At 38.2% G+C, this 15,859-nt stretch carries 16 protein-coding genes; 4 read left to right on the forward strand and 12 right to left on the reverse strand.

Annotation, left to right across the window (positions count from 1 at the left end; translation table 11 throughout):
* Positions 1-85: 85 nt before the first annotated feature.
* The 12 genes from A1704_RS07500 to A1704_RS07560 all read right to left on the reverse strand — a co-directional run bounded on the left by A1704_RS07500 (position 86) and on the right by A1704_RS07560 (position 11,669).
* Positions 86-1,453 carry an alginate export family protein gene (locus tag A1704_RS07500; RefSeq protein ID WP_062672086.1) on the reverse strand — a complete coding sequence of 456 codons (1,368 nt, stop codon included), beginning with the start codon at positions 1,451-1,453 and terminating at the stop codon, positions 86-88.
* Positions 1,450-1,881 carry a DoxX family protein gene (locus A1704_RS07505; RefSeq protein ID WP_062672088.1) on the reverse strand — a complete coding sequence of 144 codons (432 nt, stop codon included), beginning with the start codon at positions 1,879-1,881 and terminating at the stop codon, positions 1,450-1,452. Before A1704_RS07505 ends, A1704_RS07500 begins: the two co-directional genes overlap by 4 nt.
* Positions 1,882-2,062: 181 nt before the next feature.
* Positions 2,063-3,835, reverse strand: a complete 1,773-nt coding sequence (locus A1704_RS07510) for an amidohydrolase (protein ID WP_062672142.1) — start codon at positions 3,833-3,835, stop codon at positions 2,063-2,065.
* A 59-nt stretch (positions 3,836-3,894) separates the two neighbouring features.
* On the reverse strand, positions 3,895-4,584 hold the full coding sequence (locus tag A1704_RS07515; protein ID WP_062672090.1) for a hydrolase: 690 nt from the start codon (positions 4,582-4,584) through the stop codon (positions 3,895-3,897).
* Positions 4,585-4,624: 40 nt separating this feature from the next.
* Complete coding sequence (locus A1704_RS07520) at positions 4,625-5,500, reverse strand: pirin family protein (protein WP_062672092.1); 876 nt, start codon at positions 5,498-5,500, stop codon at positions 4,625-4,627.
* A gap of 190 nt (positions 5,501-5,690) precedes the next feature.
* On the reverse strand, positions 5,691-6,275 hold the full coding sequence (locus tag A1704_RS07530) for a Crp/Fnr family transcriptional regulator (protein ID WP_062672096.1): 585 nt from the start codon (positions 6,273-6,275) through the stop codon (positions 5,691-5,693).
* A gap of 10 nt (positions 6,276-6,285) precedes the next feature.
* On the reverse strand, positions 6,286-6,597 hold the full coding sequence (locus A1704_RS07535) for a hypothetical protein (protein ID WP_062672098.1): 312 nt from the start codon (positions 6,595-6,597) through the stop codon (positions 6,286-6,288).
* A gap of 272 nt (positions 6,598-6,869) precedes the next feature.
* Complete coding sequence (locus tag A1704_RS07540) at positions 6,870-8,480, reverse strand: Na+/H+ antiporter (RefSeq protein ID WP_062672100.1); 1,611 nt, start codon at positions 8,478-8,480, stop codon at positions 6,870-6,872.
* A gap of 123 nt (positions 8,481-8,603) precedes the next feature.
* On the reverse strand, positions 8,604-9,224 hold the full coding sequence (locus A1704_RS07545) for an alpha/beta hydrolase (RefSeq protein WP_062672101.1): 621 nt from the start codon (positions 9,222-9,224) through the stop codon (positions 8,604-8,606).
* A 5-nt stretch (positions 9,225-9,229) separates the two neighbouring features.
* A complete protein-coding gene (locus A1704_RS07550; protein WP_062672102.1) occupies positions 9,230-10,183 on the reverse strand; it encodes a ring-cleaving dioxygenase in 954 nt (317 codons plus the stop codon).
* Between the two features lie 197 nt (positions 10,184-10,380).
* Positions 10,381-10,677, reverse strand: a complete 297-nt coding sequence (locus A1704_RS07555; protein WP_047433770.1) for a GNAT family N-acetyltransferase — start codon at positions 10,675-10,677, stop codon at positions 10,381-10,383.
* A gap of 59 nt (positions 10,678-10,736) precedes the next feature.
* Positions 10,737-11,669, reverse strand: coding sequence for a ring-cleaving dioxygenase (locus A1704_RS07560; protein WP_062672144.1), 933 nt, complete (start codon positions 11,667-11,669; stop codon positions 10,737-10,739).
* Positions 11,670-12,242: 573 nt separating this feature from the next.
* On the opposite strand from A1704_RS07560, the gene A1704_RS07565 reads away from it, so the two are divergent.
* The 4 genes from A1704_RS07565 to metQ all read left to right on the forward strand — a co-directional run bounded on the left by A1704_RS07565 (position 12,243) and on the right by metQ (position 15,852).
* Entirely contained in the window at positions 12,243-13,238 is a 996-nt protein-coding gene (locus A1704_RS07565) for an EamA family transporter (protein ID WP_062672103.1), read from the forward strand.
* An 18-nt stretch (positions 13,239-13,256) separates the two neighbouring features.
* Positions 13,257-14,285, forward strand: a complete 1,029-nt coding sequence (locus A1704_RS07570) for a methionine ABC transporter ATP-binding protein (protein WP_062672105.1) — start codon at positions 13,257-13,259, stop codon at positions 14,283-14,285.
* Complete coding sequence (gene metI / locus A1704_RS07575) at positions 14,278-14,934, forward strand: methionine ABC transporter permease MetI (protein ID WP_062672107.1); 657 nt, start codon at positions 14,278-14,280, stop codon at positions 14,932-14,934. The genes A1704_RS07570 and metI overlap by 8 nt, the downstream gene beginning before the upstream one ends.
* A 108-nt stretch (positions 14,935-15,042) precedes the next feature.
* Entirely contained in the window at positions 15,043-15,852 is an 810-nt protein-coding gene (metQ, locus tag A1704_RS07580) for a methionine ABC transporter substrate-binding lipoprotein MetQ (RefSeq protein ID WP_062672109.1), read from the forward strand.
* Positions 15,853-15,859 lie beyond the last annotated feature (7 nt).

Genomic DNA, 15,859 nt, shown 5'->3' on the forward strand with positions numbered 1-15,859 from the left:
GATGGAGAGGTGCATTGATGTGGGATAATTGTTCAATTTATTTTCAAATGATCTCATTTTCAAATTTCAAATTCCTTGTGTGTGTTTAAAATTTAAATACAATTCTGGAATTGATGAAGAGTCCGTCTTTGTGGTTGTCGATTACATCGTTAATGAAAGCTCCGGTATTGAAATACTGTATTCCTGTATTAAAGGTTAAAAATGGATTGATCTTATAATTGAAACTTCCTAAAAATGCGGTTCCGATGTATCTCTTTTTTGAGTTGGAAGACGCCAGGTTTAGTGTTCCGCTGGGTCTGTAAATCCCGTCCTGGATAGAATATCTCCAGTTGAAAACTACGTCTGCCTGCACTGTTATTTTTTTACCTAAATCAATCGTTGCATAAGGATGAATATCAATTAAATTCACCGGGCCGATCTGAGGATTAAATCCAAAATACCCACCTTTCGGATACAATGGATTGAATGTTCCCAATGTTCCATCTCCTTTATTACTGTCTCCTGAAATATAATCGTTTCTAAGGTTGATGGTCGGTTTTCCTTTTACATTCTCGAACATGTATCCGATGTCTGCAGAAGCCGTCCATGCACTGATATTTCCTTTATTAAAGTTCCCAAACTGATAGGCTGCTTCGAAATTGTAAATAAAACCTCCTCCATATTTCCAGAATCTTCCGCCAAAAGTATGTCTGTTCTCATCGGAAAGCCCGTCTTCAAAACGTACATCTTTTCTGTGAATGCCTAAATAATAGAGCTCCAGATTTCCGCTTCTGGGAATAATCCATGTGTTGTAACTTCCCCAAAGGTTGATTGATTTTGAAGATTTGTTATCAAATGCTCCCGGGCTTATTTCACTGGCAGCCATCATAAAGGCATCAGATCTGAAGTTCCCTCTTTTGTACATGAATTTTAATCCATCAAAATAGAGTCTTAAATTCGGACCTTCCCTTACCGAGATCAGTCTTCCGCTTCCATAATCAAGTTCCTGTCTTCCGGCACGTACGGTCAACTTTTCTTTATCATTTTTCAAAATATCAACATCAATGAAAAGATTCTGAATATTCAAATGGTCTTCGTCAATAGGTCTCGGACCATTCTTTCTTCCATTTTCCCATGCACTTCTCACCTGTCCGAAAATTCTTACTCTTGAGCCCAGATGCAGATCTGCATGTACACTGTATCTTTGAATCAGAAAAGGATTGCTTCCAATTCCCATTCTTCCCCAATCTTCATTATTAAAGTCTACAAATTCCAGTCTTGCTTCTCCTCCCAATGAAAGATAATTGTTGCTTTTTTCTGCAATGGGTATGTATTTGATGGAGTTGTAAAAAGTTTTTGCAGAGTCTTTATGGGAAGCATAATCTTCATCAAACCTCATCAACTTAAACTGAGCAGAAAGCTGAGCAGGAATAAAAATCTGCAGCAACAGTACAATGGCGATCAGTTTTTTCATGATGATTTCTTTGTTAAATTATGATCCACCGAATATCTTCCAGCTCCCATAAACAGTAAAAACAGATAACATAAACTGTACATAAAAGGAGTATCTTTCACCAGTAAAGCATCATTCCAATGAAGTATAAAATATCCTGTAAGGGTCACTGCCAGGATTGGTAATACTGCAATTCTTGTGAAAAAACCAAAGATCACAAATACCGGAAATATCAGATTGGCTGCATCAGCAAAAAGACTGTTGAAAGCTTCAGGAAGATGCAGCGGGTTGGGTACCTGCTCTGCTTCTGAAACGCCTACTCCTATTTTTTTTAATCCGTGCGCTACGATTAATTCTACAGAAAGGAAGATTCTGAAAGCTAGAAGGGCAGCATCTGTTAATTTTCTTCCAGGATTGGTATTGGTGATGATATGGATTAACTTTTTCATGATTGGAATAAATTTTAGCTATGAATTAAATTGATTGTCGTGATTGTATTAATGCTGGGTTGACCACCCCGTCAAAAATTCAAAGAATTTTTGCCACCCCTCCAAAGGAGGGGAATTTTCACCCCTTCAGTTGGAACGTTGGTTGATACTTGAATAATTAAAAACTTTTATGGCTAAAAAATTATTTTGTCTGATAGCCTCCGTAATATTTTACAGGTGACCAGTCGGGGATGACTGGAAGTGGTGCCGGAGCTGCTGTTTTGTAGGTTTCATCTCCGTACACGACTTTTCCGTCTACGATCGTCAATTTTGAGGTGATGTTTTTGATGTCTTCATCATTGACTGTGAAATAATCTTTATCCAGAATGGTAAGATCTGCAAAGTATCCTTTCTGTATTTTTCCTTTCTGATAGTCTTTAATGAGTTCGTATCCTCCGTAAGTAGAAAGTGATAAAGCAGTTTTTCTGTCCAGCGTATTTTCTTTACCCATCACCTGAGTTCCTCCTATTGTTTTTCCTGTGGTGATCCAGTATAAAGCTACCCATGGGTTATAACTTGCGACTCTTGTTCCGTCTGTTCCTAATCCAACCGGAATTCCCATTTCCAGCATTTTTTTCACCGGAGGAGATGCCAAAGCTGGTTTTTTACCATATCTGTGGATGAAGCTTTCTCCCTGATACGCCATTCTGTGCTGTACTGCAATTCCTCCGCCCAACGCTTTGATTCTTTTCATATTATCTTCGGTAACGGTTTCTGCGTGGTCGATAAACCATACTAATCCGTTCAAAGGAATTTCTTTGTTTACTTCTTCAATGACATTTAAAAATCTGGTTATACTTTCATTATACGTCGCATGAATTCTGAAAGGCCATTTGTTTTTTACCAGAAGACTTACCACCTCTTTCATATTTTTCTCCATCGTAGCCGGAAGTTCCGGTCGTGGGAAAAGAAAGTTTTCAAAGTCGGCTCCGTCTGATACCAGGTTTTCCCCTCCACCGTTGACATGATAATCGATTTCATTAAAATCATTATGACCATGGTCGTCAATTTCTACCATTCCAATCCATTTGGTGTAATCGGCAAGCTCAGATCCTTTTTTCTGGGCAAATAAATAGTAAGGAAGACGAACGGTAATTTTCCCTTGTTTGTTCAGCTGATCCGTTGTTCCGTAGTCATCCGGAAAATTCTGGAATCCTCCACCTGCGTCCATTACTGCAGTCACTCCCAATCTGTTCAGTTCCGTCATGTATTGAAGGGTAGAATTTACTTTTTCTTCTTCTTTCAGTTCCGGAAGTTTCGCTAATGTTGAATAAAGAATAAATGCATTCGGTTCTGCCACCAATAATCCTGTGGGATCTCCGTTATTGTCTTTTTCAATTAAACCTTGAGCAGGGTTTGGGGTATCTCCATTGATATTCAGTTCTTTTAATCCGGCTTTGTTCAGCCAGGCTTTTCCATAGAGATACATGATGAAAGTAGGCACATTTCCCGTAGCTTCATTAATTTCAGCCAGTGTGGGAAGTCTTTTTTCTTCAAACTGATATTCATTCCAGCCTCCAATGACTCTTACCCATTGTCCCTTCGGTGTTCTCTGAGCCTGTTCTTTCAGCATTTCCAAAGCTCTTTTTAAAGATTTCACACCATCCCAACGAAGTTCGGTATTGTAAAATCGTCCTCCTCTGATTACATGCAAATGGCTGTCAAATAAGCCTGGAATCACTCTGTTTCCTTTAGCATCAATGACTTTTGTATTGCCGTTTTTTAATTTTAAAATCTGGGCATTGGTTCCTACCTGTAAGATTTTATGGTCTTTGATGCCAACAGCCTGTACTTCCGGATTTTTATCATCCATTGTGGTAATCTTTCCATTGGTAATGATCATGTCTGCTTTCTGAGCATTCAGAATTCCTGCTGCCAAAACTGTGGAAAGGGTAAGTATATTCAGTAGTTTCATAATTTCAATATTTAAGTTTGAAGGTTTCGGCAGGCTTTCAGCCTGCCGAAACAGTCCCATTAGTGTTTTAACATTTCCTGAGCATACTGAATTCCAATACCGTAAGCTCCACCATGTTTTTTCATCAGATCATTAACAGGTTTGTATGTTTCTTTTCTAGCCCAGTCTCTCTGCAGTTCCAATACATACTGCACAGAAGTGATAGGATGTGCTCCTGCCTGAACCATACGGGTGATTGACTGATCGTGCGCTTCTTTAGAAATATCCCCAGAAGCATCTGTTACTACATATACATCGTAACCTTCGTCAATCGCTGATAATACAGGTCCTACGATACATACACTTGTCCATAATCCTGCGAAAACCAGTTTCTTTTTATTTTTTCCTGTAATGGCTTTATGGGCATTAACGTCTTCCCATGTATTCATGGTAGTTCTGTCTACATATCCGCTTGTTGCTTGCGGATATACTTCTGAAATTTCCGGGAAAACAGGTCCGCTGAATGACTTTTCTGCCACCGTTGTTACTACTGTAGGAACATTGAATATTTTTGATCCACCCGCTACCAGTGCCACATTATTTCTTAATTCTTCCATACTGATGCTTTTGGTTGCAAAAGCCATTTGTCCTTCGTGGTCTATAAGCACTACGGCATGATTGGTAGGATTTAATAATGATTTTCCGGGGTTTTGAGCTGATGCTGCTAATGATAATAAACCAGCTGCAAATGATAGGATTAATTTTTTCATAATAATTTAAAATTTAAGGGTTGTTATTTCTGTTTAATTTTTATAGTGTCATCGGTACTTCCATTAAAAGGATTTCTGTACCTTCCTGAAGGGTTTTGATCGTAATTTCCTGAATATCCCAGACTCCGAATCCATCTCGTTCTTCTATAATCTCACCGCCTATTTCTGCGCTTCCCTTCAAAATAAAAGCATAGACTCCGTTTCCTTTTTTTCTGATCTGATAAAGCGTTTCTTTATTCTGATCAAAAGTTCCCAGATGAAACCATGCGTCCTGATGAATCCATACACCTTCGTCATCTGCATTGGGGGAAAGGATCTGCTGAAATTGATTGTGACTTTTGGTTTTATCTAATGTAATCTGATCATATCTCGGCGTCACATTTCTTTTTTTCGGATAAATCCAGATCTGAAGGAATTTTACAAGCTTATCGCTGTTTTTGTTGAACTCACTGTGCATAATTCCTGTTCCTGCACTCATGACCTGAATATCTCCGCTTCTGATCACCGCTGTATTTCCCATGCTGTCTTTGTGTTCAAGGTCACCTTCCAAAGGAATACTGATGATTTCCATATTGTCGTGAGGGTGGGTTCCGAAACCTCTTCCTGCTTCCACTTTATCATCATTCAGGACTCTCAATACTCCAAAGTGCATTCTTTCAGGGTTATAATAATTGGCAAAACTGAAAGTGTGCTGGCTCAACAGCCATCCGTGATCTGCCTTCCCTCTTGTATCAGCTCTGTGGATCACAGAGTTTTCTTTTATTTTTGATTCTGTATTGGGAAGATGATTGTATCCGATCGGTTCTAGTGGTTCGATCTCATCGATATCATTTTTCATAGCGCTTGCCAAAGAAGCTGATGCTACAAACATTCCTGTTCCCAATAATCCTTTCTTTAAAAAATCTTTTCTGTCCATATCAGATTGTTATTTGTTCTTGTTTGATGAGACAAATTTAGAGAGACCGGAAACCCTGCACATTTAACTAGTTTAATAAATGACTTTTCAGCAAAAAAAAATGCCGGATACTTTTGTATCTGGCAGTATGAAGTATATTGGATTGCTTTTTTTGAAATCTCTGCAATCTGCAAGTATAAAAAACTAAGATTTATTTCTCCTTTGAAGCAAGACGCTTCCTAATGGTGCTTACAAATTCTTTTGAAACCCCAAGGTAAGAAGCAATGTAGTATTGTGCTACTCTTTGCGGGATGGAAGGGTATACTTTGATGAACTCAAGATATCTGTCTGATGCGGTTTTGGAAATGGTATTCACCAGTCGGCTTTGCAGGGTTGCCAGGTTCCTCTGAACCAGCATTCTGAAAACTCTTTCAAATTTGGGAACTTCCTGCAGCAGTTTTTCTTTTGTTGACGGGTTCAACATATAGATTTCCGAGTCTTCCAGTGTTTCGATAAAAACCTTAGAAGGCTTCTGTTCATGAAATGATGCAATATCACTAATCCACCAATCTTCGATGGCAAACAGTAACGTTACTTCGGAACCATTATCATCCAAACAATACATTCTCACACATCCTTTATGAATATACCCTTCAAACTGGCAGATTTCTCCTTCTCTGAGCAAAACCGTTTTCTTTGGAAACGACTGGCAAACAAGCAGATCTGTAAAGGTTTTTTCTTCTTCAGGAGTGATTGAAATAAATCGTGTAATATTTTTGATGATATTTTCAAACATGGCGTCAGGTTTATCCCTGCAAATTAGGAAAAAGACTGTAAACTTCATTCTTTAAAAGTCCACTTCCTCCTCCGTAATGATCGATTACTTTAACGTCCTTATTCAAACCGGCACAGAATATTTTTATATCTTTCTCAAAATCTTCTTCCAATCCAGAGCTTAAAAGGACAATATCCACTGTATTATTTTTTATATACTCATAGCAGAAATTTTCATCACTTTGTATGTCTGCTGTCCAGCCTTCATTGTTTTCTATAATTCTTTTTAAAGTATCCAGAATTTCCTGGTTCTTTCCTATGACTAAAAAATGTAATGTTTTCATGTTGTTGAAGGTTTAAAGTTTAAAATTCAAGGTTCAAGGTTCAGAGTTTAATGTTTATACTGCTTATGTAAAGGGTAAAATGACGATTTGGATTTCTGCGGAATGACATAGTGTGTGAATAGATAAAGTGCTTAGTTTTTCCATTCGTAGAAATCTAAACACTTTTACTCCCAAATGCACCCAATCAATAACCCGAATCTGGAAACCTGCTCTACCCTAACAACACTCAAACCCTATGACTCTCAAGCCCGAAACCCCATCTCGTAATATCTCTATAAATGCTTATTTCCTGTAATTTTTAATTCATTCAGATCCAGTTGTGATTCTGCTTTTCGGATCTCGTCATCACTGAAGAGTTTTTCGCGTTTCATTTTAAAGAGTTCTTTTCTCTGTAAGGCAAATATATCCATCATTACTTTATGATATTCGGCCATATCGTTTTGCCTGTTGGTACACATTTCAATAGAATTGAGATGATTCTGGTGAAGTTTGATATCACTTTCCAGCGTATTTTTAAGATTTTCAAGGAGACTATTGCTGTTCAACACCTCATTGTATTCGTTATCAAGCCTCTGAACGGCAAGTTTATCCAGTCTCATCTGAATTCCGGCCTGCTGTTCGTGAGAAGGCAAAATATGATCGATCTCCCCTATTTTTGTTAATTTAATAATCAAAGGTAATGTCAATCCCTGAAACACTAATGTCACAAAAATGACGACAAATGTGATAAAAATGATCAGATTTCTCATAGGAAACTCAGCTTGTGAATTCATCATCACCGGAATAGACAAAGCTGTTGCTAGGGAAACCACTCCTCTCATTCCTGCCCAGCCTATGATTAAAGGATTTTTCCATCCCGGACTCGGATCACGGCGGGCTTTTTCACTGAACCACCTTGGAAGGTGAGCTACGGGATAGATCCATAAAAGACGTACCACAATGACAATCAAACTTATAACCAAACCATATTTGATGCCTTCCATTACTGAAATTTCACCCAATCCATTGATGATATCAGGAAGTTCAAGACCTATTAATACAAAAACCAAAGCATTCATCACAAAGATGAGCGTGTTCCAGACTCCTGTCATATTGATTCTGGTAGTTCCGGTTTTGAAAATCTCATGAGCACGGAATGACATAAACAATCCTCCGCTCACTACCGCCATCACTCCCGAAAAATGGAAATGTTCTGCAGAAAGAAATAAAATATATGGCGTCATTACGGTAAGTGCCGCATCAATAGCAGGTGTTGTAGGTAAAAAACGGTGAATGGCATAAAAAATATGTGCTCCGGCAATTCCTACGACAATTCCCATTCCTGCTACCAGAAAAAACTGTCCTGTAGCTTCATGCATTGAAAACGCTCCTGTCATTACAGCAGCTAGCGCAAACCTGAAAACAATCAGTGAGGAAGCATCATTGATAAGACTTTCTCCTTCCAGTATAGCGAGGGTACGTTTTGGTACTTTTAATCCTTTTAAAACCGTAGTGGCCGCCACAGCATCAGGCGGTGAAACAATTCCTCCCAATAAAAAACCTAAAGCCAGTGTAAATCCCGGAATCAGCATTTGTGAAGTGTAAGCAACAACCAAAGATGTAAGAAATACCAACCCAAATGCCAACAAGCTGATGGGACGTTTCCATTTCCAGAAATCATTCCATGAAGTGTACCAGGCTGCTTCGTATAAAAGAGGTGGTAAGAAAATCAGAAATATAATCTCCGGATCCAGCTTTAAAACAGGAACTCCGGGAATAAGGCTGATCCCCAACCCGGCAAGTACCAGAAAGATAGGATAGGCAATTTTGATCCGTTGTGCCAGCATCACCAGCAGCATGACGAGTAATAAAAGGCCTAATATTAAAAGTAATTGTTCGTGCATGTTTTTTGAAGTTAGATTTCAGATTCTGATCATTTATGTTTGGGCTAAAGCCAGTGGTAAATTTATTTTTTTAAAGGCGGGCTAAAGCCCGCCGTTATTGAATATATTCAAAGTTAAAAGTACTTATTTAAAGATAACCGAGTTGGCCAATTCAATTTCTTCTTCGTTAATAGAATGTCCAAAATTGGCATATACTTTTTCTGTTACCTCCGCATTCATTTCTCTTAAAATATTGGCTGTAGCATATACTCTTTCTACCGGAACATGAAAATCAGGATTGCTGGTTCCCAGGAAAACCGGAGTCCCTGCAAAATCACCTTTATAATTTTCACGGTTGATTTTATCTCCAATCACGCCACCAATAATAGCTGCCGCTCCACCGAACTTCTGAGCATTGCGGGCTAAAAATTCAAGGGTAAGACAGGCTCCCTGGGAAAATCCGAAAAAGTATATATTTTCAGGTTTTATTCCTGAATTGACAACCGCTTTTACCGTTTCTTCAACCATTTCAAGAGCTGATGATAACCACGGTTCGTTTTGTTCCACCGGAGCTATAAATGAAAAAGGATACCAGGTGTGATTCAAAGCCTGTGGGGCTAGAAGTGCATAGTCTTTTACATTCAAATGCTGGGATAAACTCAGAATATCCTGAGCACTTCCTCCGCGTCCGTGAATCATGATCAAAGCTTTTTCCGCCTGATTTAAGGGTATTCCTGCTGTTTTTATATTTAAAGTATGACTCATTATTTCTATCTGAATTTTTCTGTTGGATAATCGATTTTGGGAAGAACTTCTTTCAAACGTTCTCTTCTTTTTTCAAACTGTAGCGGCAATTGCAGATCTTCACCTAAAAATGCAGCTTCTTCATCCACATCGAACCCTGGGCCTGAAGTTGCTATTTCAAACAAAACGCCTCCCGGTTCTTTAAAATATACGGAAGTAAAATATTTTCTGTCTTTCACTTCGGTATGCTCCAATCCGTATGCGTTGAGTCTCTTTACCATTTCCAGCTGGGACTCTGCGTCGGGAGTAGCAAAAGCCACATGATGAACGGTACCTCTTCCTGCTAAACCTTTTAAGGCATTTGGGGTAGAAAGCAGATCTACATATTTTCCCGGCATGTTGTCGGTTCCCAATCTCAATCGGTCAGGGCTTTCTTTGATTACTTTATGATCCATCTGGGTCGTCAGAAGTGCTGCTGTTCTTTCATAGGCATCCTGCCAGATTTCCACATGATGAATCCCTTTGATGGCATAATCTTTTGGAATATAACCATTGTAATATCCTTTTCTTTCGTCTTTACTATTAAAAACCAATTCCAGTCCCAGTCCGTCAAAATCTTCCAGGTAAATGAAAACTTCATCAGAAAATCTTTGCTGCGGCTGTTTGAAGGGAATATTAAACTGCTCCAGACGGTTCATCCAATAATCCAGGGCGTCTATAGAAACTGAAAAAGCAGTGGTATTAAGCATTCCTTTGCCATGTCTGCCATTAATCAGATCTTTACCATAGGGAAAAGTAGTCATAATCGTTCCCGGTGTTCCGTATTCGTCACCGAAATAAAAATGATAAACATCCGAGTAATCAAAATTAACCGTTTTTTTGACTAAACGAAGTCCTAAAACTCCTGTATAAAAGTCTATATTTTCCTGTGCATTGCCCGTAATTGCCGTAACGTGATGCAATCCTGTGATAAGTTTCATTGTGATAAAATTGTTAATTGGTTATTATAATGGAGGCGAGATTTCGGGGTTCGGGATTCGAGTTGATAAGTTCGAGAATAACTTTATTCATCTTCTGTTTTTAGCTCAAGATTCTCAAACCCTCTTCCCCTCAGACTCTCAAACTCGAATCTCAAAAACCCGAATCTCGAAAACCCGCATCCCGACTCTCAAACTCCCTACAGTTCTTCCTTCAACCATACATCATTATATTCTTCCGGATGACGCTTAAACTGTGCGTGAACATAGGGACATAGCGGCAGAATCTTTAAATCGTTTTCTCTTGCGTAGGAAACCAGTCTTTCCAGTAAGATTTTGGCAAAGCCTTTTCCTTCGTATTCCGGATTTACTTCGGTATGGTAAACGGTCAGTTTTTTTCCTATAACTGATATGTCCATTTTACCTGCTTTATGATCGTCTGAGAAAAGCTGAATCTCTCCTTTTCTTCCTTCTAAAACTATTTCTGTTCTTTCCATTTTTCTTGTTTTTAATTTTTAATTCAAAATTAGCATCTTTATAAGTTCTGACCGATGACCTATGATAAGTTCGGCAATACTCCTTCTATTTTCTCACGCATTCCTTCGTATTGAACAGGAAGTTTAAGGTTGGTTCCCAACTCTTCCAAAGGCTCATCTACAGTGAATCCAGGATTATCGGTTGCTATTTCAAACAAAACACCACCCGGCTCACGGAAATACAGTGAGTAGAAATAATCTCTGTTGATTTTTGGTGTGATGCTTAGTCCTGCGGATAAGGCTTTCTCACGATATTCCATCAAAACATTATCATTTTTTACTCTGAATGCAATATGGTGATTGGTTCCAGCTGCATTTCTACCTGCCGGAATGGTATCATTTTCAATAATATCAACAATATTAGCGGTATCAATAGCATCAGTTGCTAATCTGTATCTTTCTCCCTCCTGTTTCTGCAAATCATATCCTAAAATATCGGTCAGAACTTTAATGGTAGGATCTGCTTTTTTTAAGGTTAGAGTGACATTGTGAAAACCTTTTAATGCATTTTCATCTTTGATATCATCCGTGGTCCATACTTTTCTGTTGTCTTCAACTAATGGTTCTATTAACTGTAACTGAAGTCCGTCCGGATCTTTAAAAGAAATCATCTTTTCTCCGAATATTTCGCCTTCTTCCGTGGTTACATTAAGGTTTTGTAAATGGTTTTTCCAAAAGTCAAGACTTCCTTTGGGTACAGAATACCCGATATGAGTAGCCATTCCGCTTCCATTGGTTCCTTTTCCTATTCCTTCCCACGGAAAGAATGTAAGAATGGTTCCCGGAGTTCCGTTTTCATTTCCGAAATAAAAATGATACGTTCCCGGATCATCAAAGTTTACGGTTTTCTTTACCAGTCTTACGCCTAAAACTTTGGTATAAAAATCTAAATTTCTTTTGGCGTTGTCTGCAATAGCAGTAATATGATGCAGACCTAAAATTCTATTGTCCATGTCTTTTAATTTTGATGCTAAATTACAGTGAACAAAAATCCTGTGCATTTAACTAGTTTAATAAATGCAAAACTCTCTTTTTGGAAACACATTTAAATTATTTTTTAAACATCCCACAACCAACCTTTACACAATTCTCAAAAAATTCAGTTTATTTTATGTTTTCCACAACCCCAATTACCGGTTAATTTCTATAATATTTGAATTAAAAAGCATAAAACATTGATAAACACTTTAAAATAATCAAAAAATAAAAACACATAAAACACTGAATTACATACAGTTAATCTATTAACAATAATTTAATATTTAAAAAGCCTACTTTTTTAGTGGACTAATAAAAATTATATTATATATTTGCAAACGTATTCAGGAAATAAGACAAAATGAAGGCAGAATTAAAATATAATTCAATTAAGAAACATAACATCAAAAATATGATGAAGGATATATGTATGCCTATACATCAAGAATACTGTGGTTGACCTTACTTTTATTTAGATATATTTTCAAAGGCTTTACCACGTGGTAGAGCCTTTTTTCATTGAACACAACAACATTAAAAACATAAAAATGAGCAATTCTAAAAACAAATGGTTAATTCCATTGGCGTTTACAAACATCTATGTGATATGGGGAATTACGTTTTTAGCTATTTCATTTGGCTTAAAAGGATTTCCGCCATTCATTCTTTCGGGGTTAAGATTTCTGGTTGCCGGAATTCTGATGATAGGTTATCTTCTGTCTAAAGGGGAAAAAGCAAATTCTCTGATCAACTGGAAGAAAAATGCCATAACCGGTATTCTTATTCTTACCGGAGGAACCGGGCTTGTTGCCTGGGGAGAACAGTATGTAACGGCTTCTGAGGCGGCCATTTCTATTGCAACAGGACCATTTTGGTTCATTGCTATCGATAAGAAAAACTGGAAATATTATTTTTCGGATAAATTTATTCCGATAGGATTGATTATCGGTTTCGTGGGGCTGATTATGTTTTTAAAGGGCAGTGTAAATTCTAATGCCCATGCATTGGCAGATGGAAACCTGCGTATTACTGCGTTTGTGGTATTAGGACTAAGCTCCATTGCCTGGGTACTGGGTTCATTATATTCAAAGAAAAATCCGGCTTCCCAATCTACCTTTATGAATATTGCCCAACAGCTTATAGTAGCGGGATTAGCTTCTTTCCTCATCGCTTTTTTCAGAAGAGAATGGACTGATTTTTCAGTTTCTGCGGTTCCATTATCGGCATGGTTTGGGGTTCTATTTTTGATCTTCTTTGGATCGATAGTCGCTTATTTGTCGTACATTTGGCTTCTGTCCGTAAAACCCGCTGCTTTGGTAAGCACCCATACCTACATCAATCCTATTGTAACCGTGATTGCTGGCTGGATTGTTGCCCACCAAAGCATCAATGGAGGTCAGCTGTATGGTTTATTCATCATATTGTTGGGAGTACTTCTAACGAATGTCACCAAGTATTTCAGACTTTCAAAACGGGCCAAGGTCAAAATCAGAAGAGTAAGGAGATTTTTAAACAGAACGGGCAGAAGATATCAGCCTATTTAAAAAGTATATAAAATCAGAATGATAGAAATCAGAAACATATCAAAAACATTTCATCAGAAAAAACAGTCTTTCAAAGCACTGGATAAGGTAAGTCTTACTATAGATAAAGGAGATATCGTAGGAATTATCGGTTTTTCAGGTGCAGGAAAAAGTACGCTGATCCGTACCGTAAATCTATTGGAAAGACCGGATGAAGGACAAATTATTATTAATGGAAAGGATTTTACAAAGCTCAGTTCCCAACAACTTGCTGAGGAGCGTAAAAAAATCGGAATGATCTTCCAGCATTTCAATCTTCTTTCTTCAAGAACTGTTTTTGATAATGTAGCGCTTCCTCTGGAACTGGATCATACCAGCAAGGGCGAAATCAATAGAAAAGTAAACGAACTCCTGAAGATCGTAGGCCTTGAAGATAAAGCCAATGATTATCCAAAAAGCCTTTCAGGCGGGCAGAAACAAAGAGTGGCCATTGCCAGGGCATTAGCCAATGATCCTCACCTTTTGCTTTGTGATGAAGCAACCAGCGCACTGGATCCGGCAACAACACAGTCTATTCTGCAGCTTTTAAGAGATATCAATCAGAGACTGGGAATTACCATCCTTTTAATTACCCACGAAATGGAAGTCATCAAATCGGTCTGCAACCACGTTGCTGTGATCGACAAAGGAAAATTATTAACAAAAGGAACTTTAAGCGAGATTATTTCGGATAAAGAACACCCGATCATCCGCCAGTTCATCAATTCAGACATCATGACCCTGCCACAGGAACTCAGCAGCAGACTGCAGAAAGAACCAAAAGAAGGTTTATTTCCGCTGGTCGAAATAGAACTTAACGAAAACATCAGTGTTGAACAGATTCTTTCAACACTATACAGCCAATATAAAATCCCTTATAAATTGTTAAAGGCAGATGTAGAATATTTTGGAAATTCCAATTTCGGTAAACTACTTTTACAGCTTCAGGGTGAGACTGAAGAAAACCAGCAGGCGATCTATTATTTCAACCAAAATAAAATTCAAAATACAGTAAAAGGATATGCTTAGTGATACGGTAATTGCCCTTTTGGCAAAAGGAACCTGGGAAACGGTTTACATGACATTTTTATCCGGATTCTTTGGATTTGTACTTGGACTTCCGGTAGGAATCATGTTATTTTTAACCAGAAAAGGACAACTGCTGGAAAATACCGCCTACCATAGAGGATTATCTATTCTGGTTAATATTTTCCGTGCTATTCCCTTCATTATTCTGATTGTATGGATGATTCCTTTCACAAGAATTCTTGCAGGAACTTCTATTGGAGTAAATGCCGCTTTGGTTCCTCTAAGTGTGGGAGCTGCCCCTTTTATTGCAAGACTTGTAGAGAACAGCCTTATCGAAGTTCCACACGGCCTTATAGAAACAGCAAGAGCTCTGGGTGCTTCTCCATTACAGATTATCAGAAAAGTTTTGCTTCCTGAAGCACTTCCTTCATTAATCAATAATGCAACCATCACTTTGATTACCTTAGTAGGTTACTCTGCAATGGGTGGTGCTGTAGGAGCTGGCGGACTTGGACAGGTAGGTTACCAGTACGGATATATCGGATATGATATTGTAATTATGAATACCGTTTTGATTCTGCTTGTTCTTTTGGTTTTCATCATCCAGTTTATCGGCGACAGATTGTCAAAAAGATTTGATCACAGGTAGTTTTTGGGTGAGAGGGTTTGAGATCCGGGGTGCGAGTTTCGGGATATGGGGATGAATGAGATCATTTTTTACTCTTTTGCTTCAATAGTATTTAAATAAAAAAATAGAATGAAAAAAATAAAGATTTTTGGTTTAGTGGCTGCCGGAATATTGCTGTTCAGTGCCTGTTCGGGAAGAAAGGATGATCCGAACTTTATCCGTGTCGGGATCACTTATGGCCCGGAGCAGGAAATTGCTGAAGTAGCTAAAAAAGTGGCTAAAGATAAGTACAATCTTGAAGTGGAACTGATCCCTTTCAACGATTATGTAGTTCCCAATGAAGCTTTGACTAACGGAGATATTGATGCCAATGCCTTTCAGCATATTCCTTATTTAACAGAACAGTCAAAGCAGAGAGGATATAACCTTGTACCTGTAGGAAATACATTTGTGTATCCTATTGTTGCCTACTCCAAAAAAATTAAGAATATCAGTCAGTTACAGGAAGGCAACACGATTGTTATTCCCAATGATCCTACCAACGGAGGACGTTCTTTACTGCTTCTGCAAAAAAGCGGTTTGCTGAAATTGAAAGATGGTGTGGGACTTCTTCCCAAAGTAACAGATATTACGGAAAATCCGAAACAACTGAAGATCATGGAGATCGAAGGTGCTCAGATTCCAAGAGTTTTGGATGACAGAGATGTTGTTGTAGGGGTAATTAATAATAATTTCGCAGCTCAGGCAGGGCTGGATCAGGAAAAACAAGGTATTCTTGTGGAAGATAAAGACTCACCTTATGTGAATGTAGTCGTTGCGAGACCAGATAATAAAAACAGCCAGAAAGTAAAAAACTTTGTAAAGGCCTATCAGTCTCCCGAAGTGGAAAAGAAAGCCAAAGAAATTTTCAAAGGAGGTGCGGTAAAAGGATGGGATTGATGAGTGA

It is taken from the genome of Chryseobacterium cucumeris (assembly GCF_001593385.1).
Taxonomy (GTDB): Bacteria; Bacteroidota; Bacteroidia; order Flavobacteriales; family Weeksellaceae; genus Chryseobacterium; species Chryseobacterium cucumeris.